This is a genomic window from Ruegeria sp. CH6 (assembly GCF_056537005.1).
Genome location: NZ_JBQFQS010000015.1, coordinates 39,155 through 60,712 on the forward strand (window position 1 = coordinate 39,155; position 21,558 = coordinate 60,712).

Consider the following 21,558-nt stretch of genomic DNA (forward strand, 5'->3'; position numbering starts at 1 on the left):
GGCGGTGGCGCAGTTCAGCCACCTGATTGACGCCAGTGCAGGCGATGATCGCCCGGATTACCCAATTCAGAAGGATCTTGGTCGTAAAACGTGACCCGGGGTTGCCCTTTGGCCCCAGCTTTGCTTTGTCTCTGCTGAACAATCCGGCCTGCTGCAAAGCAGAGGGAGAGGCCGGACAGCGGAGAGGATCACCAAATGGCAAAAGTCGCGTTCCTTGGCCTGGGCGTCATGGGTTATCCCATGGCCGGTCACCTGCAGGCAGCGGGTCACGAAGTCACTGTTTATAATCGCACTGCAGCCAAGGCCGAAGCCTGGGTTGAACAACATGGCGGCGCTATGGCTCTGACACCGGAACAAGCGGTACAGGGTGCAGAATTCGTTATGGCCTGTGTTGGAAATGACGACGATCTTCGGATGATTTGCACTGGTGAAAACGGTGCCTTTGGGGGCATGTCAAAGGGCGCAGTTTTCGTCGATCACACCACAGTATCCGCAAAAGTTACACGCGAGTTATACGATGCGGCCGCTGCGCAGGGCATCGATTTTGTCGACGCGCCAATCTCAGGTGGTCAGGCCGGGGCTGAAAACGGTGTGCTTTCAATCATGTGTGGTGGCGATCAGGCGGCTTATGACAAAGCCGAGCCCGTGATGCAGGTCTATTCGAAAGTCTGCCGCCGTATTGGCGAGAGCGGAGCGGGCCAGATGACCAAAATGTGCAATCAGATTGCCATCGCTGGTGTCGTTCAAGGTCTCAGTGAGGCTATTCATTTCGCTGAAAAAGCAGGGCTGGATGGCCGCGCAGTTGTCGAAGTCATCAGTCAGGGCGCTGCTGGCAGCTGGCAGATGGTAAACCGTCACGAAACCATGCTGGACGACCATTTCGACTATGGCTTTGCAGTGGACTGGATGCGCAAGGATCTTGGTATCTGCCTCGATGAAGCCAATGAAAACGGCGCTTCTCTGCCGGTCACGGCGTTGGTCGATCAGTTTTACAAGGACGTGCAGAAACTGGGCGGCGGGCGTTGGGATACATCCTCGCTGATCAAACGGTTGCGAGCGTTGGACTAAAGGACACTCAGGCTGATGTGCGATTTGACAGAATTCTGGGCAGGTGCCCTGCGCAGGCATTGGGGTCACGAAGCCAAGCTGACGCGGCTGGATGGCGAATATGACCTCAACTTTCTGGTTCAGGCAACCAATGGTCAGGACTATGTGCTGAAGGTCATGCGGGCAGATTGCGAAGCTGAGTTCGTCGATCTGCAGGTGAAAGCCCTTGAACACATCGCGACAGAAGCGCCTGGATTGCCATTTCCCAAGGTGTTTCCTGATCTGAATGGAAATCTGCTGCCCGGCATCGAAGATGAGGCGGGCCAAACCAGACTGGTTTGGTTGCTCGAACGCCTGCCCGGGGAATGCTACGCAAAAGCGGCCCCCAAACGGGAAGAGTTGATCCTGAAACTGGGGCGTGCTCTTGGCGCCACTGACCGCGCGTTGGAACGGTTCTCGCATGACGGCCTGCATCGCTCTGATTTCAAATGGGATCTCGTTCAGGCTGGCTGGATCAATGACAAGCTGGATGCGATTGCAGATCCCGACAGACGGGATTTGCTGCAGGAAATCGCCGACGGGTTTGCTGTGATATCCGGCAAGCTGAACGAGCTGCCGAAACAGGCCATCCACAATGATGCCAACGACTACAATATCCTTGTCGAAGGCGAATTGGGGCAACGGCAGAGCATCTCTGGCCTGATCGACCTGGGCGACATGTGCGCAGCGCCACGCATCTGCGATCTGGCCATTGCCGGGGCCTATATCGTTCTGGATCATCCAAAGCCCGAGCGCGCCTTGACTGCACTGGTACGTGGTTATCACGCAGCCAACCGGTTGCGACCGGAAGAAGTTGACCTGATCTGGCCCCTTCTGCGCATGCGACTGGCCGTTTCCGTCGTGAACTCGACACTGATGGCGATCGAAAACCCCGAAGATCCTTATGTAACCATCAGTCAGGCTCCGGCTTGGCGCTTTCTTGAGAACGCTTCGGTCAATGGCGGCCTGATGCCCGCGCGCTTGCGGGCCGCGTGTGGGTTGCCAGTGACGGATGGTGCTGAACGCATCCACGCCTACCTCTCCGAACATCGTGGCCAGTTTGCCCAGATGTTCGGACAGGACCTAAGCGACACTCCTATGGGCTCACTGTCAGTTGAGAACTCAACGTGGCCGCAAAACCCGTTCCACATGCCGCTGGAAGAGGCTGCGCGCGTGGGTGAAGAGTTTGGCGATGGTCTGTGGCTGGGCTATTACAGCGAGCCGCGTCTGATCTATGCCGAGCCCGGATTCCGCAAGGGACCATGGAAAGCATCCGATCGTCGAACGGTACATCTGGCGGTGGACGTGTTCGCCCCGGCAGGCACTGTGCTACACGCGCCGATGAGTGGCCGAGTAGAAGTTGTTGAGAACCGGGACAGTCACCTCGACTATGGCGGTGTCGTGATCCTGCATCACGAAACGCCCGAAGGTGATCCGTTCTATACGCTCTACGGCCATCTGGACCCAGAAGTATGCGACCGTCTGAAACCCGGCGACCCTGTGGCACAAGGTGCGGCCTTTGCCCGGCTTGGGGATGCCAGCCAGAATGGCGGCTGGGCTCCGCATGTACATTTCCAGCTGGCGCTCACGACCGTCGGAATGGAAGCTGACTGGCCCGGCGTTGGCGATCCGGATGAGATGTATCTGTGGCACGCGGTTTGCCCGAACCCGGCGGCGCTGCTGAACCTGCCAGATGACAAGGTTTTCTATCGCCCGACGGACAAGCAGGCGATCCTGCAGGGACGACACGACCATTTCGGTGGAAATCTGTCGTTGACCTATGACGATCCGGTCATGCTGGTGCGTGGTTGGAAACATCATCTGTTTGATGAATGGGGTCGACCCTATCTGGACGCCTACAATAACGTCCCACATGTGGGTCACGCTCATCCCCGAATTCAGGCTGTTGCTGCAGATCAGCTGAAGCGTATGAACTCGAACACCCGATACCTGCACCCGGCGCAAACTGCGTTTGCCGAGAAGGTATTGTCAAAGCTGCCCGATCATTTCGAGGTCTGTTTTTTCGTGAACTCGGGTACAGAAGCAAACGAACTAGCTCTGCGTCTGGCCCGCGCTCATACCGGCGCGAAAGGGATCGTAACGCCTGATCATGGCTATCACGGCAATACCAATGCTGCGGTGGCGATCTCGGCCTACAAGTTCAACAAGCCGGGTGGAATTGGCCAAGCCGATTGGGTCGAACTGGTAGAGGTTGCAGACGACTATCGCGGATCGTTCAAACGCGACGATCCGGAACGTGCGTCAAAATTCGCTGATCTGGTGGATCCGGCGATTGAAGCGCTTCGTGACCGGGGTCAGGGTGTTGCTGGCTTCATTGCTGAAACCTTCCCTTCGGTAGGTGGTCAGATCATTCCACCCAAAGGGTATCTGCCAGCGGTCTACGAGAAAATCCGCGCTGCCGGAGGTGTCTGTATCGCCGATGAGGTTCAGACTGGCCTGGGCCGGTTGGGTGAATATTACTTCGGTTTCGAACATCAGGGGGCACTGCCGGATATCGTCGTCATGGGGAAACCCATTGGAAACGGTCACCCGCTGGGCGTTCTGGTCACGACCAAGGCAATTGCCGACAGTTTCAACAACGGGATCGAGTTCTTTTCGACCTTTGGCGGTTCAACCCTGTCATGCCGTATCGGCAAAGAGGTTCTGGATATTGTTGATGACGAAGGCCTGCAGGACAACGCAAACGCGATGGGTGCACGCCTGATGGCCGGTCTACGCCAAATCGAAACCGAGTACGGCTGTGTTGGCGATGTGCGGGGCATGGGGCTGTTTCTGGGTGTTGAGCTCATTAATCCCGATGGCTCCGAAGGCACCGAAATCTGCAAATACGTCAAGAACCGGATGCGCGATCATCGCATTCTCATCGGCAGCGAAGGGCCAAAGGACAACATCCTGAAAATCAGGCCACCTTTGACCATCGAAGCCGAAGACGTTGACATGATCCTGTGGGCCTTGCGCGATGTTCTGAGCGAGGTTGGGGCGTTCGAACCCACCCCGGCCTGCGATCATGATCACCATCACGCAGGATGTGGCTGCTGCTAAAACGAAACCCCAGCTCTTGTGGGCCGGGGTTTTGCGATCTTCCTGTCAGTGCAACACGGTCGAGGGGGTTTTGTGCCCGGTTGTTGGCAGCGGTATCGCGGTTGTCATTCGACGCAATGCAAGCCCAAGCTCTTCGGAAAGCGACGCCAATGCCGGAGCGAAATCTGGGCGTACGATCAGCGAGGCCATCATCATGGCATCCTCGCGCGCACCTTCCGAGGCGGCTGCGATCATCTGGGCAAAGCAGTTCTCGTCAGCACCCAGACACGCACAACCAAGCCCATGACGTACCAGCGGGCGGCGTCCGTGATGGGCGCAAAGCGAGCATAGACGATCAAGTGTCAGCATTGCTGCACGTCCCTGATCTGCGCCCAGTGCGATATCGAAATCGCTGGCCGCATCTGCCCGCCCGTCGGCTCCTTCGCTCCACAGTCGCAGATACATGACTGCACCTGCCTCCAATGGGCTCAGGTCGGATAGCCGCCCGACGGCAGCTCCGCCGCGTGAGTTTGGAGCGCTCATTTTGTCAGGATCAGTTTACCGGCGCGGGTGATGCGCAGAGTGTAAAGCTGGTCGCCCAACTCGATATGGGCCAGGTTGCCACCTTTAGTCAGATCCTCGGCCTTGTGGGAAGGAAGCATAGAAACCGCATAGGATTGGCTGGGGTTCGGGTTCTGCGCGTTCATCGGGACATCTCCAGGGCTGTTCAGGCGAAACGCCTTATCTGTTCGCATTCACTGATATGGCTGACCCTGGATTGGGCTGGCTGTTGTTTCATCGCTTAATCTGATTAAAATAGTAAGGTATGTCAAGGCCTGGATTTTTCTTGCGCAGAAACTTGCAATTTGCGCCTGTAGTTTGAATAAGTTACGCCTTTCTAAACAGGCGACAGAGGCGTGCAAATAGATGTCAGCAGCAATCGTATTCGATCTTGATGGTACGTTGGTAGACAGCCTTGCTGATCTCGCCGGAGCCGTGAATCGCATGTTGGGCGATGCTGGGCACGCGCCTTTGCCTCAAACCACTATCGGGCGATTCGTTGGAAATGGCTTGCCCAAGCTAGTTGAGCGAACAATTCGCCATTGCGAAATCGACATGAACCGCCACGGTGAGCTGACGAAGCTAACCTTGGATCACTACAACAAAGCATCCAGTGATCAGACCGTGCCCTATCCCGGCGTCATGGAAGCATTGGCAGAGTTACGCAGGCAGGGACACCGCCTTGGCGTCTGCACCAACAAACCTGAAGAACCGGCACGCCATGTGTTAAAAGCACTGAATCTCGCCCATCATTTTGATGTTGTTTTTGGCGGTGACACACTGTCCGTGCGCAAACCTAACCCCAAGCATTTAAACGAAACTTTTGATGCATTGGGTTGTTCAGGGCCCAGACTATTTGTTGGTGACAGCGAAGTGGATGCCGAAACAGCCAAACGCGCCGAGGTACCGTTTCTGCTGTTCACAGAAGGGTATCGCAAGTCACCAGTAGCTGAAATTCCGCATACTATCAGTTACGATGACAGCGCCAAATTGCCCGCACTTGTTGGCCAATACTTGGCAGGAACGGATTAACCCAACCCAAAAATTGCTTTGGGCAACGACCGGATTTCTTATGTAAGAAGGTTTTTGAGGGGCCGGCTGAGGGGGTAAGATGCCAGCCCCTCATCGGGGAAAGTGGTTGGTCAGGAATGACCCTGTTGAGATCAAGATAGCCTGCAGCGCCGATGCGCGAAATTGGGGGATTCCCGTAGGTGGGCATTTTTTCTGTCAGAAAGGCCCGAGATCCTTATCTGCTAGAATCGTCTTCCAATCCGGTTTTTTAGCTCAGTTGTGACTGTTGAATTCCAGTTCAGAAACACGGCAGTTCGATGGCGACCCACAGATTTGCGCGGCAGCGCGCGCAATAACCAGTTCCTCGTTCGTCGGAACAACCATGACCTGAACCCGTGAAAGCTGAGTTGAGATAACCCGTGCGCTGTCAGCGTTCGCGTCGGGGTCTAATTCAATCCCCAACCATCCCATATCCGCACAGATACGCTCTCGTACCAGAGACGAATTCTCGCCGATGCCCCCGGTGAACACAACCGCATCCAACCCGCCCAGAACCGCGGCAAGCGCCCCCAGTTCACGGCGTGCCCGGAAATTGAAATAGCTGATCGCTTTGCGTGTTGCCGGAGTATCCGCTTCCTCGAGCGTGCGCATATCATTTGACAGACCCGACATCCCAAGCAAACCGGACTCGCGGTACAGCAGTTGGGTTATCTGGGCGGCAGACATGCCTTTCTGCTCCATGAGATACAGGACAACGCCCGGATCCAGTTGTCCGCATCGGGTTCCCATCGGCAAACCATCCAAAGCCGAAAACCCCATGCTGGAGCCGACCGAACGACCGCTGATCATGCCACACATCGATGCCCCGTTCCCGAGATGGGCAACGATCACGCGACCGCTGTGCAACAGAGGCGCAGTTTTGGCCATATGGTTTGAAATGTAGTCATAGCTGAGCCCATGAAACCCGTAACGCCGCACGCCCATGTCATAATACACGGCGGGCAGTGCGAAGGTGTCATTAACCCACGGATGATTGCGATGAAACGCAGTATCAAAGCACGCAATCTGAACGGCGTCCGGAAACCGCTCCATCGCTGCGCGGGCTCCGGCGATGTTGAACGGCTGGTGCAGCGGCGCAAAGGGTGAGAAACGTTCAAGGTCTTTCAGACTGTCCCGTGTCAACAGAACCGGGCCGTCATTGTCAGGTCCGCCATGCACGATGCGATGTCCAACGGCTGAAATGGTAACGCCCGGAAACTGCCGAACCACCAGATCCAGAACGTGGTCGAGCGCGCTGTGATGATCGACAATCGCCTCGGACGTTTCATCAATCAGGTCCCGGCCATCCAAAGCCGTCGCCTGAATATGTGCAGCCGGGCTGCCAATGCGATCAACTTCGCCTGTACATATCGCCTCGGGCTCGTCCCCCTGCATCGAGAACAAACCAAACTTCAGAGAGGACGAACCCGAATTCAAGGTCACAACATGGGTCATCAGATCCGCTCCGCCATTCGGGCAGCGTGCAACGCTGCAACAGCGCATGAAGCCAACCGCGCCTTGTCGTCATCAGCTCTGCTGTTCAGGATGATCGGCACCTTGGCCCCCAGCACAACGCCTGCCCCTTCGGCATGCGCGATGTAAGTCAATTGCTTGGCCAGCATGTTCCCGGCATCAAGGTTAGGCACCACCAGAATATCCGCCCGGCCAGCCACTTCGGATACAATTCCCTTGGTTCGGGCTGCGGCCAGACTGACCGCGTTGTCCATTGCCAAAGGTCCATCCACAAGCCCGCCTCGGATCTGACCCCTCTCGGCCATCTTGGACAACAGCGCCGCATCTATCGACGATCTGATGGCAGGGTTCACCGTTTCAACCGCCGACAGTATTCCGGCCTTCGGAGAGTCGATACCGATTGAGATGGCCAAGTCGATAGCGTTCTGGGTAATGTCTATCTTTGTCTCAAGATCAGGTTCGATATTGATCGCGGCATCCGTCACCAGCAAAGGATGCGGCTGTCCCGGCACATCCATGACGAAAACATGAGTGAATCGCCTGCCAGCACGTAGACCGTGCTCCTTGCGCAAAGCGGCACGCAACAGATCATCGGTGTGCAGATGTCCCTTCATCAGGGCCTGGGCACGCCCCTCGACAACCAGATCGACAGCTACACCTGCGGCATCAAAGTGATCCCGCACCGGCACGATCTCGGCATTTCCCAATGGCAAATCTATCTCACGTGCCGCCGCTTGGATCTTGTCGGGATCACCGACAAGTATCGGATCAATTATCGTCTCTTTCGCAGCCAGCAAGGCGCCACCCAGTGAATTCGGCTCCTCTGGCGCAACCACCGCGGTGGGAATGGGTGGCAGGGGACGAGATCGATCCAAAAGTGCATCAAAGTGCCGGTGTCGCTGCACCACCAGACCGGGTACTTCAATGTCACTGAACGAAAGCTCTTTCTCCGGTGCGATCACAACTGCAGTACCGGTTACGATTACAGCGCCATCGTCAGGACGGATGACTTCCGTATCCATTACGATCTCGCGGTTATCGCATTTCTGGGCAACGGTTACCCGCGCCAGTAATTCATCACCTGCATGGGCACGATCCACGAACTCGAAACTCTGCGATTTGTACAAGGTGCCCGCACCGGGAAGGATGTTACCAAGCACAGCCGAGATCAGCGCCCCAACGAACATCGCCGGCGCGATGGCTTCGTTCACGCTGTCCCCATCACCGTCTTCATTGGCCAGATGAAGTGGATTGTGATTGCCCGAGTTTGTCGCAAACACGAAGAAATCATCCTCTGTGCAAATCCGTCTTAGCTCGGCGCTGTCGCCGACCTTGAGCTGGTCATAGGGTTTGTTGTGATATCTCATTTTTTGTCGTTACCCGACTGAGTTTTAGAATCTGTCCGGCACAAGTTATCTTGCCCGTGTGATAATTTGTTGATCCAGGCCAATGCCTACGTACATTTCGGCAAACAATTGGAATATCTTTCTGCCAAGAGAGCAATTTTCAGCTTTTTATTGCCTTGCTGGAACCAAGTCGCCAATGACGTGAAGTCATTAACTCCTGGGCACTTTTCATTCCGGTCGGACCGAGACTAGTGGCAACTGGCTCCAGTCACTTTTGGTAGAAGAACGACAGTTTACGACTCACGCCGCCCGGCGGCGGTGGGAAGGGAGATGCTCTGCGAACCTGATCCTTCGCAGCACGATCAATCTCCGCTGAACCCGAACTGTCGACAACATCAACCCAGGCCAAGGTACCGTCAGGATTGATTTCGAAGAACACCTGAGCAAACCCCCGGGCCGACACATAAACAACCGGGGTCCGGTTCAAATGGACAAGCACCTCGCCAGCATAGTTCGTGACGTCCGAGTTACCGGGCCCGCGCCCCCCCGACGCAGTTCGGCCCGTTCTTTTCTTGAAGGCATCAAGACCCTCTCGCTGATAGGCACGCAGCGGCGATTCAATCACCTCTTGAGGAAAGCGCAGATCATCAAACTTTTTTGAACCTGAGAATGCACCCTGTGGTTCTGTTGACGGCGGGCGTTCCGGAAGACGTGGACGGATGGAAGAGACCACCGCCTGCTCCGATGCTTCTGTCTCAGGTTCAGTTGATGCGTCAGGAATTTCGGGATCAACTGCCTCATTTTCGAGCGGAACAACGGGGACCGGAGGGGCTTCGGTAGCAGGCAAAGCTGCAAGCGCCTCTGGCTCAGGGGCCGTGGCAGGCGGAATTGCGTCTGGGTCACCTTCGGGTATTTCAACTACCTCGCCAGTTTCGGCCGGGGGGGTCTCAGTCGCACTGTCGCTGGCCTGTTCCTCGGCATCCGGTTGATCTGCTGGCTCTGACGGCTGAGGCTCGGGCGCTTCGGGCTGAACAATCGGAGCGGACCCTGTATCAGGGGCATAAACGCGTTGCGGATCCGGTGATGCGACCAACGCTTCACTTGTAGGAATTTCAGCCGGTTCAGGTTCTGGCGGAGTTTCAACAGGCGGCTCTGGCTCCGGCACCTCGGCGGGTTCGGGCTCGACTGGCTCGGCAGGCGTTTCGGCAAGATCTTCAAAGGTATTGTTCAATTCGACTGTGTTCGGCTTGGGCTGTTGAGAAGACCTCTCGGCCAGACCCGACGAAGTGGTACTAAGAGCCAAAAGATGCACAACCAGCGACAGCACGATGGCTAAAATCGCAACAAAGGCGGACTTCCGGATCATTCCAAAGCCTGCCGGGTCACAAGAAACACCGAAGAAGCACCCAGTCGGCGGAGCGCGCTTGTGATTTCAACCAAAAGTGGGCCGGACGCGTTCCGGTCAGGAACGATCCGCACCGGGCCCGTACCGTGACCAATCATGTATGTATCGGGATCAGTCGGCACGCCCCGAAAGCTCAAGGTCCCGTCCTGATGCAGAACCAAAGCGTCCGGCGGCTCACGACCCGCAAGCTCGGAGGTATCGACAAGATCCAGATCGGGATCGAGGGGCGGCGCAACCGTACCCGCGATCAGAAAGAAGATCAGCATCAGAAATACGACGTTGATCAGAGGGATTGTTGAATCGCGTTTACGGCGTGGGCGAAGATAGCGGATCATCTGCTCACTCCAGCACCGTGACCGTCAGCGCGTCGCGCCCACGCAACCGAACCAAAAGATCCACCAATCGCTGTGCCGATGTCCCCTCGTCGAGGCTGACAATAACCTGACCAGTCTCGACCTGCGCCTCCAACTCCTCCAGCGTTATTGGGGTGCCGTTCAGCATCAGTCGATCCGCGCCCAGTTGCACAAAGGCACGCTCAGCAGGTGTCTCAGATGAGGCGGCCCCGGATGTAGCGCTGCCCAGTTCAATTTCACCGAACTTTGAGAACGTCGACGACAGCATGAAGAAGAGCAAAAGCAAAAAGATTACGTCGATGAGAGGTGTCATCGACATTGGACGCCGGACAAAGGGCGCTTTGTTACGCATGCTCAGGCGCGGCTGAGTGGCCTTCAGCGCCCGCCGCTTTGTTGAGTGACTGGCCTGGCACCAGAATGGTGCGCAGTGCTTTATCCGCAAACACCCTTTCGCGCGCCGTTCGGCTTTCGAACCAAGACAGAACCATCGAGGTCGGCATGGCGACTGCAAGCCCCACAGCAGTGGTAACCAGAGCAACCCAGATACCGCCTGCCAACAGGGATGGATCAACCGAAGAGCCCGCTGACTGAAGGCTCTGGAATGCATTGATCATCCCGATAACTGTGCCGAACAAACCAAGCAGTGGCGCAAGTTGTGCAATGGTGTCGAGCAGACGAAAACCGCGTTCTAGCCCCGCAAGCGCCAGTCCTGCCTCGGCATCCAACCGATCATCAATGCCGGGCGTATCATACGCATCCATTGCAGCCCCCACGATGGGAGCAAGATAGCTGCTGCTTTGTTCAAGGCGTGCACGCGCCGCGCCTCGGTCACCCGCATCCCAGGCTGCCAGTGCATCGGAAAGCACGCGGTGCCGACCGACACCACAGGCCGCGAACTGCCAGAGCTTGTATATAGCGACTGCAAGTGTCAGCACTGACATAACGATCAGAATTGCAACGACCGGCCCGCCCAGCGCAAGGATTTCCCGAAGTGACACAAGTGGGTTCATCTGAAGAGCTCCACATCTACCCGGCTGCTCAGCGACAGCGCATCACTGCAAATTTCGCTTTCTGCGCCATCGACTGTGCATGCATTCGTACCATTGATCAGCACGCGGCCCAAATTATCGCAGGTGGTATCCGGCTGCACAAAACGGCGTACGCGATGACGGTCGGCTGGCAACTCACCCATATCGTTAACCGTTAACCGCAGGACACTGCCCGAGGCATCGAAGACTACAAGCTCATAAACGGCGCTTTCAATCGGCACTCCGGTCTGGTTCGAAACCAGAAACGTCAAAAGGCAACCCGCATCGATATCCTCAACCGTGTTTAGCTCGACCGAAAGATCAGGCGAAGGCGGTTCTGCGGATTGCGCCAAGGCAACAGCCGGGGTCGCAGTGGCGAACAGTGCCGCAAAAGCGAAGCGACGAAACAACATTACTGGCTCCCAATTGCTTACGCGAAATTTGAAGGCCGGCGATGCTCCGCAGGCGCTTGTTCCCTCATATCGGAGACAGCTGGTTGGTAAAAGGGCCGCTATAGGCATTGTGATTTGATGATTGCGCAATTTCTTGCCTGATCGACCCGCCCGCACCCGATTGGCCTCTACATCTTAGTGATTACAATACATTGCATGATATCTAGGGCGTCTTTCAATTTGTGCAAACTATGGGGCGTCACCAAGGACCCCCCACAGGCCGCCATCGTGCAATCAGTCCAAGGCGACTACGGCCTCGACCTCGAACAACATGGGATCAATCGCGAGTTTCGGCACCGGGACCAGCGTCTGTGCTGGTAGTGTGTCTCCAAACATCCCCACGACATTCTCGGTCAGCGTCGCCAACTTCGACATGTCATGGTCAACTACATACACCGTAAGCTTAACCACCCGGGAGACGTCCGAACCGAGTGCTTCAATCACCGCCCTCAGGTTGGTATAGGCCTGCGCGACCTGAACATCTAAATCCGGAGACAGCGCACCGGTTTCGTCCTGCCCGCCCTGCCCCGAGATAAAAGCCAAACGACCGGAAATCGGGGTGATCACCGCGGTGCTGTAGCCGTTGGGCGTCGGATCATGAAGATGCGATGGATTGACGATGACCGGCGTGTGCTCTGATGTTTTGGCTGTAATCCGATCCTGATGTGTCATGCTGTTTCTCCTTGCTGAGTAATCGATGACCTCGCATATAGAAAGAAACGGTGTCACAATCTGTCACCATATATCTGGATTGCTGAAAATGGATATTCGGTCCCGCCAAGAAGAGATTGTTCGCACCCTGCGGCGTCACGGAACGTCGACTGTAGACGAGCTGACCAACGCGGTCGGCGCATCCAGACGCACGGTTCTGCGCGATATCAATTCTCTCCGGGATCAGGGGTTTGTTATCCATTCCGAATGCGGCCGGGGTGGTGGCCTTCAGCTTGACCCGCAATCCGTTCAGACCACGGCACGTCTGTCAGTGACCGAAGTCTTCGCACTTCTCATCAGCGTCGCGGCAATGCGAGCGGCGCGCACCTTACCCTTTTCCGACCTCGCCGATGCCGGGCTAGCAAAAATCGAAAAGGCCCTGCCTGCTGATAAAGTCAAGGATCTGCGCAGTATTCTGGATTGCCTGCATGTCGGACAGCTATCCCCCAAACAGGACATCGGGGATCTGGGTTCGATCGACCCCGCATTGTTGCCCGCATTTGAGACGACGTTCCTGCAACGGCGTCATTTGCGATTTAGCTATCGTGACGCCAAAGGCGTGATTTCACACCGCGAGGTGGAACCGCAGGCAATGCTGATCCTGCCGCCTTTGTGGTATCTCGTGGCATGGGATCCTGCCCGAAACGACTTCCGCCATTTTCGTATGGACCGCATCAGCGAACCCATAGTCAATGAAGAGCAGTCATTTCGCCGACGGCACGTACCATTCGAAAATGATGTCTGCCCTTTCAACGATATTAACCGCTGACCGCGCGCGTCCGGTAGGGCAATCCTGCTCACGGGGAAGTGCGCACGACCCCATCAGCAATCCATTGATCAAAAATTGCCAGTGCCTGTTCAGCAAATGCCGCATCATTGATGTGACAATCCAGCTCGACCCTTGAGACATTTTCCGGGCAGGTCTTCCGAAGCTCTTGCATGAACACCTCCAGACCTTCGGGATCATTCAGATCTTCACCGGGGCGGTCCCACTCACCGCATCCACCCAAAGGCATAATCAGAGTCGTTGGTGCCTGTGATTTCACCATCTGCTCGGAATGCGCCTGCGCCACGGCACGGCGTTCTTCGTTGTTCAGAACGATCGATCGGATCAGCCGGTTGTGATCGTGACGTGGGTGATTGACCCATTTATCGGGCAGATCGTCCCAGCCGACGATATCAACCAGATCATAACAGCCGGGCGCCACGATCTGCGGGGTTCCTGCCAGTCCCGCATTCGTCAAACGATCCGCCCCGGCTGAAATACGGGATCCGTGGATATGATTGCCCAGTTCCTGCGTACAGAAATCCATCACACAGGCGAATGCACCTTGCGCTGCAAGGCTCTCAAACGCGCGACCGCCCATGCCTGTGGCATGAAACACCGCTACTTCGAAACCCCGCGCCTCAAGAGCAGGCTTCAGTGGCACCATGTATTTCAAGGCAGATTTGCCCAGCGATGTCATACCGATAAGCGGTTTGTCACTTTGCGGTCTTTCTACAGCTCGCGCGGCACCCAACACCGCACCAGCCGCTTGAGACAGCGAAGATTTACACACCGAGTTCAACCCGTAGAGCCCCCCGGCCCACAGGATCATTTGCACGTCAGCCGCCAAACGTGCGGGTGGCATCAACGGAGAGAACGAGACGGTGGAGACGATGAATTTCGGCACTCCCAACGGCAGCGCTGCAGTGGCATCAAGCGCAAGGTCTGTACCCATGGAGCCACCCAGTATGATGATCCCGTGAAACCGCCCCTCATCATACAGACGCGCAACCAATGCAGCACATCCGCGCGCCATGATCTGCATTGCAGTGTTTTCGTCACCCGAAGCAATTGCTTCGGCAATCGATGATCCACCTTCTTCGGCGACATCATGTTTGGAATAGTCGGTGGGCGCAGACGGATCACCCAACACGCTCACATCCATTGACAAAACCTGCCCGCCCTGCCCCAGGATGCAATCTGCAAGATAGTTCAGTTCATCATCCTTGGTGTCATATGTCCCGACGATCAGGATTGTCTTGTCGCTCATGTGTTCCTCCCTGCCCGATCTTTGTCAGAGCTGTATCCAGGCCGATTTCAGATCGACGTATTTATGCAATGCGTGAAGGCTCTTGTCGTGACCATTGCCGGACTGCCCCACACCACCCAGAGGTACAGTGCCATCCGAGCCGCCATAGGTGTTCACATGCACAACACCAGCGCGAATGGACCGGATCATGCGATGCGCCCGGCTCAGGTCTGCGGTCCAGAGCCCCGACGCCAATCCGTAGACAGTGGAGTTCGCCAGATCGGAGGCCTGTTCCTCGGTATCAAACGGGGTCACCGCCAGCACGGGGCCGAATACTTCTTGCTGGTTCAGGGTGTCGTTTCGGCCGACATTCGTCATCACCGTCGGTTCCATATAAAACCCGCCGGTCTCTTCGAGAATGCGTTTGCCGCCAAGCGCCAGATCAGCGCCCTCGGCCAGTGCTTTATCAACGAATCTAAGATCCTGCTCCAGCTGCACCTTGGAATGTACCGCGCCCACATCCGATGACAGATCCAGGGGATCACCAACTGTCAGCTTACACGCATGACGGATCAGCGCATCGACGAATTGATCATGGATCGAACGCTCAACCACCAGCCGTGACCCGGCTACACACACCTGCCCCGAGTTGCGGAATATACCGTTCGCCGACACCTTGGCTGCATGATCCAGATCTTTGACGTCGGCAAACACGATGTTTGGGGATTTTCCGCCCAGTTCCAGATAGCACCGCTTAAGGTTCGAGCGGGCCGAATACTCCAACAGACGGCGACCCACACCGCCCGATCCGGTAAAGACCAGAACATCCACATCCATCGACAGGCCAATGGCTTCGCCAACCACCGAACCTTTGCCAGTTACGACGTTGAACACGCCTTCGGGCACGCCAGCCTCGACGGCCAGTTCCGCCAGTCTCAGAATAGACAGCGAGGCGCTTTCGGCAGGTTTCACAACAATCGAATTACCGGTGGCCAGCGCTGGCGCGATCTTCCACGCGCCAATCATCAAAGGAAAGTTCCACGGCAGGATTGCGCCCACGACGCCCACCGGTTCGTGATAGACAAGGCCCAGAACATTCTCTGCCGTTGGTGCGACCTCGCCATAAACCTTATCGATAGCCTCGGCATAATAGCGGAAGGTTCCTGCGGCCGAGCCGCTCTCCGCCTTGAAGGCCATGCCGATCTCGGTGCCATTGTCACGCACACCCTGTACAGCAAGCGCCAGCGCTTCACGTTCGATCAATTCGGCCAGACGCAGCAGCACCTTTTTCCGGGCTGCAGGTGGCTGGCCGGCCCAGACGCGCCTGTCAAAAGCGCGGCGGGCGGCAGTGACTGCACGATTGACATCTTCCGCACCACCGGCGGCCAGCGTTGTGATCACCTGCCCGTCAATGGGCGAGATGACATCAAGGCGAGCGCCGTTTGCGGCATCGGTCATCTGGCCGTCGATGAAATGGCCTTTGGGGGGGATGACCTCAGCGCGTAGTGCGTTCAAGTCGGTCTGCGTCATCGCCATCAGACTGGTTCCTTTTGCGGTGTTCGATAACCAGCACCCGGACGTGGATAATCAAGACGGCCACGATGATGCTGAAGATGATGAATGAGATCGGCCGGTCGATCATGTCGAGTGGCGTTTTCAGCCGTGGCATCGCGGTACGCAGCTTGGTCTCCATGATGCCACCCAGAACCATACCCAGAATGATCGGCACAATCGGCAGGTTCAGACGCTTAAGGATCAGGCCCAGAACCCCAAACGCCGAGGCAATCACACAGTCGGTGAACGAGTTACGCAGGGAGTATACGCCGACAAAGCTAAGCGCCAGGATCAACACGCCCAGGAACCGTGTCGGGATCTGCACCACCTTGAGCAGCTTGTTGGTAGAGACCATCAGAAAACCCAGCACCAGTACATTCAGCACCAGAAGTGCGATATAGATCGCGACAACAAAGTCCATCTGCTGCTCGAATAGCTGCGGACCCGGTAGAACGTTGTGCACATAGAACACCGACAACATCATCGCGGTCAGCGCCTCGCCGGGAATACCCAGTGCCAGCAGCGGGATCATCGCAGCGGCAGGTACGGCGTTGTTTGCTGTTTCCGAGGCCACCAGTCCTTCCGGAGAGCCTTTTCCAAACAGTTCGGGATTTTTCGAGGTTTTCTGCGCGTAGGTATAGGATAGGAACTGAGCGGTGAATTCGCCCACGCCGGGGATCATGCCCATCAGCACCCCAAAGCTAGCCGAGACAGAGGCCACACGTTTGTGACCCAAGAGCTCTTTCACTCCGCCAAACAGATTGCCCTCAACCTTGGCGGCATCGGGTGCATGGTCACGTTCTAGCAACAACAGGAACGCCTGACTAAGAGCGAAGAGCCCTAGAACTACAACGATCACATTCATGCCCGAACTCAGCCAGCTCTGCCCAAAGGTAAAGCGCTGAGAATAGTTCACGGGCTCAAGACCGATGGTCGCCAGAAGAATGCCGAAACAGGCCATCATGCCGGCAGCCATGATCTGCCCTCGGTGGGCCAGCACGACAAGGATGATACCTAGAAGCGCCGCCAGAAATATCTCTCGACTGCCGAAATGGGGGGCGACCTTGGCAAGCAGCGGCGCCATCAGGATCAGCACAACGACTGAGAAGATGCCGCCGAAGAAGGACGAGAAGTAGGCCAGCGACAAGGCCCGTCGTCCGTCCCCCGCCTTGGTCATAGGATAACCGTCATAGGTGGTCAGGGCATTCACCGCCGTTCCCGGAGTATTAACCAGAATGGCTGGGATCGCGCCCCCAAAGGCCGAGGAGCCATATATACCCAACAGAATGATTAGACCCACAATCGGGTCGAGTGAAAACGTAGCAGGTAACAGGATCGCAATGGCCACCGCAGGACCAACGCCGGGGATCGAACCAATTATGACACCGCCGAAGGAGCCGATCATCAGCGCAACGATCACATCCCAACGGGCCAGAATCTCGAGGCTTGAGAGAAAGATGTCCATGTCGGCCTCACATATAGGTCAGCATGAAGGCACGTATGCCATCGGGGAGGTGCTCGTAGATGGCACCGCCGGGGATCTTCACCTGAAGCAGGCCCCTGAAAAGGATGACGATGAACAGACCGGACCCGGCCGCCGCCAACAGCATCTTGCGGTCGCGATACCCAACACGCAGAGCCAGCAGCACCGAAAACACCAGAGTGGTCGGCAGATAGCCGGTGATTGGCACGAGATAAACGTAGATCAGGAACCACGCCACGTATTCGAGTGACCGGGCCCAGAACCACATTTCCTTCAGACGACCGTAGATACGCGGAGACCACAGCGATCCAATAAGGTGCAACGTACCAAAGAGGACCATGCCGCCAACCGCGACTGCAGGCCAGAACCGGGGCTGCACAAACAGCGACTTGCGTGCCACCCATTTGGTCTGGTCACCCAGCTGCGTCAGCAACGCCACCGAGAACACCAGAAAGAATATTGCAAAAACCAGATCCCCCGGTTTGCGGTATCGCTGAAACAACTGCTGAAGCGTCTTTGTCCTGACCATGTACCTTCTCGCGCGCCGAAGATGTAAATTGGGCGCCGGATTATCCCGGCGCCCGCTTTGCCTTGACCAGGTTACTCGCTCAGAAGCTTTTCTATAGCAGCGAACGAGTCCCTGTCGCTCTGAATCTGGGCGTTGGACGCTTCGGCATCTTGCCAATAGATCAGCGCACCAGTCCGTTCGGCCAGTTCGCTGGCCTCATCCGACTGCAGCGCCTTTTGCGCAACCGCGATGATCTTTTCACGTACATCCGCAGGCGTATCCTTGTGAACGAACAACCCGTTCCAAAGCGCCAGTTGCAGCGACGGGTCAATCTCGGAAACGGTGGGTACATCCGGGGTTTGGCTGGTGCGCTCACCACCAATCGATGCGAGGATCACTACATCGTCCTGGCATGCGCTGATCTGCTGAATGGTCGTGTTGATCACGTCCACATCGCCCGACGCTAAAACGTTACAGTCAACGTTATCGAACGCCGTTTCAGCCGCGAAATCAAAGCCCATGTTCTTGGCAAGCGCAAAGGTCACCTTGGTGGGCGGCAAGAAAGAACCGAAGTGGCCCAGCGTTACGTCGTTGTCTTTGGCATAGGCCGCCAGCTCTTCCATGCTGGAATAGTTGTCGTTTTTGGATGCCGCGATCACGAACGGATAGGTCAGAAAAATACCCAGCGGGTCAAACGGGTTCGGGTTGAGTTCGGGAATGCCGATATCCGGCCCAATTACCGGAACACCGATCACGAAGGAACCCACGGTGTACCCGTCCGCTGGCGCGGTCGCCACCGAAACGGCACCCGGGAAGGGGCCGCCGCCGCCGCCGGGTTTGTTCACCACGGCTGCCGGAACACCATAGGTTTCCTGAAACTCCTCAGCGATCAGGCGGGTCAGTACATCCTCAAGATCACCCGGCGGCCACGGCACAACAAACGACACTGGCTTTTCAGGATATTCAGCCGCGACAGGCCCTGCGATCAGGGCCGATGCGCCCATGACGGCCAGCGCCACTTTTTGAGCGAGTTTATTCATAAGTTCCTCCCGTTGATGGTATCGAGTACCCATTATCGGTTACAATAATGAACCGTTTATTCTTATTAATAGTTGTCATAGTAATTAATTTATGTCAAGTAATGACCAAGAGATCACGCATTCAGTCAGCAAGGGAGGCCGGCACAAGGCATGGGAACGACGACCAAATCACTCAAGTTGCTGGATCATTTCTCGGCCGCGCAGCCCGAGATCGGGCTGTCATCGTTGGCCCGCCTGTCCAAACGCGACAAAGCCTCGGTCTATCGATCCCTGAACGAACTCGCCGAACTGGGTTTTGTCGAACAGAATCGACACACAAAACGATACAGGCTGGGACCGACCGTTATCCGCCTTGCCAACGTGCGTGAGGCTACGGTTCCTATAAAAGATGCAGTCGCCGAGCCATTGGCGCAACTGGTGTCAGCTGTTCGCGAAACGGCTCACGTTACGCTGCTAAACGGCACCGGGTTGATCGTCGCCGAATTCTGCCAGTCGCGCCACCACGGCACCCGGGTCGAGATTGAAACCGCTGATATCTTGCCCCTGCACGCAACGGCTTCGGGATGTGCGATCATGGCTTTTGCCGACCCCGATCTGATTGACCGCGTATTGTCTGCGCCTCTTCAATCGATCACGCAGAACACGGTGACCGATCCCGCCCTGATCCGAAGCAAAGTGGACGACGCCCGACGCATTGGTTTCGGCCTGTCAGATGGCGAGTATGAATCTGATGTCTGCAGCATGGCCGCTCCGATTTTTGACCCGAACAATGATTGCATCGGAGCGGTTTCGGTCGCCTGCCCCAAATCGCGACTGGATACCGAACTGAAATTTCAGATTCGCGAAAACCTGAAACCTGCCGCACGCGCGATCTCATCGGCCTGCGGAGGCCAGGTTCCCCCTTCCCTGGAGGAGATCTGGAAACTGAACGACCCGACCTGAAATGCTTGAAGCGCTCGTTCCGATGACCGGAAGGGCGATCAGGTGGGCGGGACAAAACTAATGCCTCCGGCGCCACGACCGCTGCACGTGGTCAAGATCACCTAAGACTACCCTGTTCTGAGCAAGGACATCTGAGCATGAAAACCGAGAACTTTATCAAAGAACACAACGCCCGCCAGTTCTGGCAGCCCATGACCCATCCCGCGGAGGCCCAGAAGAATCCTCCCAAAATCATCACTGGCGCGTCAGGCGTGCGCATCACGGATATCGACGGACATGAATCGCTCGACGCAGTCGGTGGCCTATGGAACGTCAATCTTGGCTATTCCAACGACGTCGTGAAGCAGGCCATAGCCACCCAGTTGGATACCCTGCCCTACTATTCGACATTCCGTGGCACCACCAACGATGCTTCGATCGAGCTGGCCTATGAACTGTGTGATTTCTTTCAACCCGAAGGCATCAAGCGGGTGTTTTTCACATCGGGCGGATCGGATTCCGTTGAAAGCGCCCTGCGTCTGGCACGCCAGTATCACAAGCTGCGCGGCGAGCCGGGCCGAACCAAGTACCTCTCGTTGAAAAAGGGATACCACGGCACCCATACCGGTGGCGCGTCAGTCAATGGTAACAGTAAATTCCGCACCGCATATGAACCGCTTCTGCCGGGCTGCTTCCACATCCCTGCCCCCTATACCTACCGCAACCCCTTCAACGAGACGGATCCTGCCAAACTGTCTCAACTCTGCGCCGCCGCTTTGGAAGATGAAATCAAGTTTCAGGATCCTTCGACGATTGCAGCCTTTATCATGGAACCGATCCTTGGTGCGGGCGGTGTAATCCCTCCGCATGAAAGCTTCATGCCCATGGTTCGCGAGATCTGTGACAAATACGGTATTCTGCTGATCTCGGACGAGGTCATCACCGCGTTTGGCCGAACAGGCGCTTGGTCAGGCGCCCGCCTTTGGGGGGTGCAACCCGATATGATGTCCACCGCCAAGGCCGTGACGAACGGGTATTTCCCGTTTGGCGCCGTACTTATCGGAGAGAAGATGGCCGAAGTCTTTGAAAGCGACACCTCGGGCATGGGTGCCATCAGTCATGGCTACACCTATTCCGGCCACCCGGTTGGTGCCGCGGCTGCGATCGCTTGTCTGGCAGAAACCAAACGCATCGACGTGGCTTCAAACGCTGCCGCACGCGGGGCCCAGTTGTTCGCCGGCCTCAAAGAGCTAAAAGCCAAGCATCTGGCAATAGGTGACGTACGCGGTGGGCATGGCCTGATGGCCGCGGTTGAAACCGTATCAGATCCAGCAGCAAAAACACCCGCCTCGGGTGGCACAATGGCCAGAATCTTTGACGTCGCATACGAAAACAACGTGATGTTGCGGATATCGGGCAACAACATCATCCTATCGCCGCCACTGATCATCTCGGAACAGGATGTGTCGGACATCTTGTCGGCAATTGATGCAGGATTCGCGGCACTCTGATCAGCGGAAAACAACTCCG

The 21,558-nt window shown here is 56.5% G+C and carries 21 protein-coding genes; 6 read left to right on the top strand and 15 right to left on the bottom strand.

Annotated elements, in window-relative coordinates:
• Nucleotides 1–141 precede the first annotated feature (141 nt).
• Together ACR0CW_RS20525 and ACR0CW_RS20530 are read left to right on the top strand one after the other, a co-directional pair.
• A complete protein-coding gene (locus tag ACR0CW_RS20525) occupies nt 142–1,068 on the top strand; it encodes an NAD(P)-dependent oxidoreductase (protein WP_480789210.1) in 927 nt (308 codons plus the stop codon).
• 15 nt (nt 1,069–1,083) lie between these two features.
• Nucleotides 1,084–4,149, top strand: a complete 3,066-nt coding sequence (locus ACR0CW_RS20530) for an aminotransferase class III-fold pyridoxal phosphate-dependent enzyme (protein ID WP_480789190.1) — start codon at nt 1,084–1,086, stop codon at nt 4,147–4,149.
• A 45-nt stretch (nt 4,150–4,194) separates the two neighbouring features.
• Here the strand turns inward: ACR0CW_RS20530 and ACR0CW_RS20535 are convergent, their stop codons facing one another.
• Together ACR0CW_RS20535 and hemP are read right to left on the bottom strand one after the other, a co-directional pair.
• Nucleotides 4,195–4,671, bottom strand: a complete 477-nt coding sequence (locus tag ACR0CW_RS20535) for a hypothetical protein (RefSeq protein WP_155142930.1) — start codon at nt 4,669–4,671, stop codon at nt 4,195–4,197.
• On the bottom strand, nt 4,668–4,835 hold the full coding sequence (hemP, locus tag ACR0CW_RS20540) for a hemin uptake protein HemP (RefSeq protein WP_155143008.1): 168 nt from the start codon (nt 4,833–4,835) through the stop codon (nt 4,668–4,670). The genes ACR0CW_RS20535 and hemP overlap by 4 nt, the downstream gene beginning before the upstream one ends.
• A 220-nt stretch (nt 4,836–5,055) precedes the next feature.
• Between hemP and gph the strand changes: the two genes are divergently transcribed.
• Nucleotides 5,056–5,721: a phosphoglycolate phosphatase gene (gph, locus tag ACR0CW_RS20545; protein WP_480789191.1), complete on the top strand. Its 666-nt coding sequence runs from the start codon at nt 5,056–5,058 to the stop codon at nt 5,719–5,721.
• A 252-nt stretch (nt 5,722–5,973) separates the two neighbouring features.
• Here the strand turns inward: gph and ACR0CW_RS20550 are convergent, their stop codons facing one another.
• From ACR0CW_RS20550 to ACR0CW_RS20585, 8 genes are all read right to left on the bottom strand, one after another.
• On the bottom strand, nt 5,974–7,194 hold the full coding sequence (locus ACR0CW_RS20550; RefSeq protein ID WP_480789192.1) for an acetate/propionate family kinase: 1,221 nt from the start codon (nt 7,192–7,194) through the stop codon (nt 5,974–5,976).
• The gene (locus tag ACR0CW_RS20555; RefSeq protein WP_480789193.1) at nt 7,194–8,579 is read right to left on the bottom strand and encodes a bifunctional enoyl-CoA hydratase/phosphate acetyltransferase; all 1,386 of its coding nucleotides are present in this window, start codon (nt 8,577–8,579) and stop codon (nt 7,194–7,196) included. Before ACR0CW_RS20555 ends, ACR0CW_RS20550 begins: the two co-directional genes overlap by 1 nt.
• 247 nt (nt 8,580–8,826) lie before the next feature.
• Nucleotides 8,827–9,924: an energy transducer TonB family protein gene (locus tag ACR0CW_RS20560; RefSeq protein ID WP_480789194.1), complete on the bottom strand. Its 1,098-nt coding sequence runs from the start codon at nt 9,922–9,924 to the stop codon at nt 8,827–8,829.
• Entirely contained in the window at nt 9,921–10,298 is a 378-nt protein-coding gene (locus ACR0CW_RS20565; protein WP_170337065.1) for an ExbD/TolR family protein, read from the bottom strand. The genes ACR0CW_RS20560 and ACR0CW_RS20565 overlap by 4 nt, the downstream gene beginning before the upstream one ends.
• A 4-nt stretch (nt 10,299–10,302) precedes the next feature.
• The gene (locus ACR0CW_RS20570) at nt 10,303–10,629 is read right to left on the bottom strand and encodes an ExbD/TolR family protein (protein WP_480789195.1); all 327 of its coding nucleotides are present in this window, start codon (nt 10,627–10,629) and stop codon (nt 10,303–10,305) included.
• Between the two features lie 31 nt (nt 10,630–10,660).
• A complete protein-coding gene (locus ACR0CW_RS20575; RefSeq protein ID WP_480744810.1) occupies nt 10,661–11,326 on the bottom strand; it encodes a MotA/TolQ/ExbB proton channel family protein in 666 nt (221 codons plus the stop codon).
• The gene (locus tag ACR0CW_RS20580; RefSeq protein ID WP_480789196.1) at nt 11,323–11,757 is read right to left on the bottom strand and encodes a hypothetical protein; all 435 of its coding nucleotides are present in this window, start codon (nt 11,755–11,757) and stop codon (nt 11,323–11,325) included. Before ACR0CW_RS20580 ends, ACR0CW_RS20575 begins: the two co-directional genes overlap by 4 nt.
• Nucleotides 11,758–12,030: 273 nt before the next feature.
• Entirely contained in the window at nt 12,031–12,468 is a 438-nt protein-coding gene (locus ACR0CW_RS20585) for a RidA family protein (RefSeq protein ID WP_480789197.1), read from the bottom strand.
• A gap of 88 nt (nt 12,469–12,556) precedes the next feature.
• Here ACR0CW_RS20585 and ACR0CW_RS20590 point away from each other — a divergent pair, with 88 nt between their 5' ends.
• On the top strand, nt 12,557–13,276 hold the full coding sequence (locus ACR0CW_RS20590; RefSeq protein ID WP_480789198.1) for a helix-turn-helix transcriptional regulator: 720 nt from the start codon (nt 12,557–12,559) through the stop codon (nt 13,274–13,276).
• 28 nt (nt 13,277–13,304) lie between these two features.
• Here ACR0CW_RS20590 and ACR0CW_RS20595 read toward each other — a convergent pair whose 3' ends face one another.
• The 5 genes from ACR0CW_RS20595 to ACR0CW_RS20615 all read right to left on the bottom strand — a co-directional run bounded on the left by ACR0CW_RS20595 (nt 13,305) and on the right by ACR0CW_RS20615 (nt 19,107).
• Nucleotides 13,305–14,543: a Tm-1-like ATP-binding domain-containing protein gene (locus ACR0CW_RS20595; protein ID WP_155142911.1), complete on the bottom strand. Its 1,239-nt coding sequence runs from the start codon at nt 14,541–14,543 to the stop codon at nt 13,305–13,307.
• 24 nt (nt 14,544–14,567) lie between these two features.
• Nucleotides 14,568–16,052 (bottom strand): aldehyde dehydrogenase, encoded by a 1,485-nt coding sequence (locus ACR0CW_RS20600; protein ID WP_480789211.1) that lies wholly within the window; start codon nt 16,050–16,052, stop codon nt 14,568–14,570.
• Nucleotides 16,018–17,541, bottom strand: a complete 1,524-nt coding sequence (locus ACR0CW_RS20605; RefSeq protein WP_480789199.1) for a tripartite tricarboxylate transporter permease — start codon at nt 17,539–17,541, stop codon at nt 16,018–16,020. The genes ACR0CW_RS20600 and ACR0CW_RS20605 overlap by 35 nt, the downstream gene beginning before the upstream one ends.
• Nucleotides 17,542–17,548: 7 nt before the next feature.
• Nucleotides 17,549–18,088 carry a tripartite tricarboxylate transporter TctB family protein gene (locus tag ACR0CW_RS20610; protein ID WP_480789200.1) on the bottom strand — a complete coding sequence of 180 codons (540 nt, stop codon included), beginning with the start codon at nt 18,086–18,088 and terminating at the stop codon, nt 17,549–17,551.
• 71 nt (nt 18,089–18,159) lie between these two features.
• Nucleotides 18,160–19,107, bottom strand: coding sequence for a tripartite tricarboxylate transporter substrate-binding protein (locus tag ACR0CW_RS20615; protein ID WP_480789201.1), 948 nt, complete (start codon nt 19,105–19,107; stop codon nt 18,160–18,162).
• A 150-nt stretch (nt 19,108–19,257) separates the two neighbouring features.
• Between ACR0CW_RS20615 and ACR0CW_RS20620 the strand changes: the two genes are divergently transcribed.
• Together ACR0CW_RS20620 and ACR0CW_RS20625 are read left to right on the top strand one after the other, a co-directional pair.
• The gene (locus tag ACR0CW_RS20620; RefSeq protein WP_480789202.1) at nt 19,258–20,049 is read left to right on the top strand and encodes an IclR family transcriptional regulator; all 792 of its coding nucleotides are present in this window, start codon (nt 19,258–19,260) and stop codon (nt 20,047–20,049) included.
• Between the two features lie 137 nt (nt 20,050–20,186).
• Nucleotides 20,187–21,539: an aminotransferase class III-fold pyridoxal phosphate-dependent enzyme gene (locus tag ACR0CW_RS20625; RefSeq protein ID WP_480789203.1), complete on the top strand. Its 1,353-nt coding sequence runs from the start codon at nt 20,187–20,189 to the stop codon at nt 21,537–21,539.
• Nucleotides 21,540–21,558 lie beyond the last annotated feature (19 nt).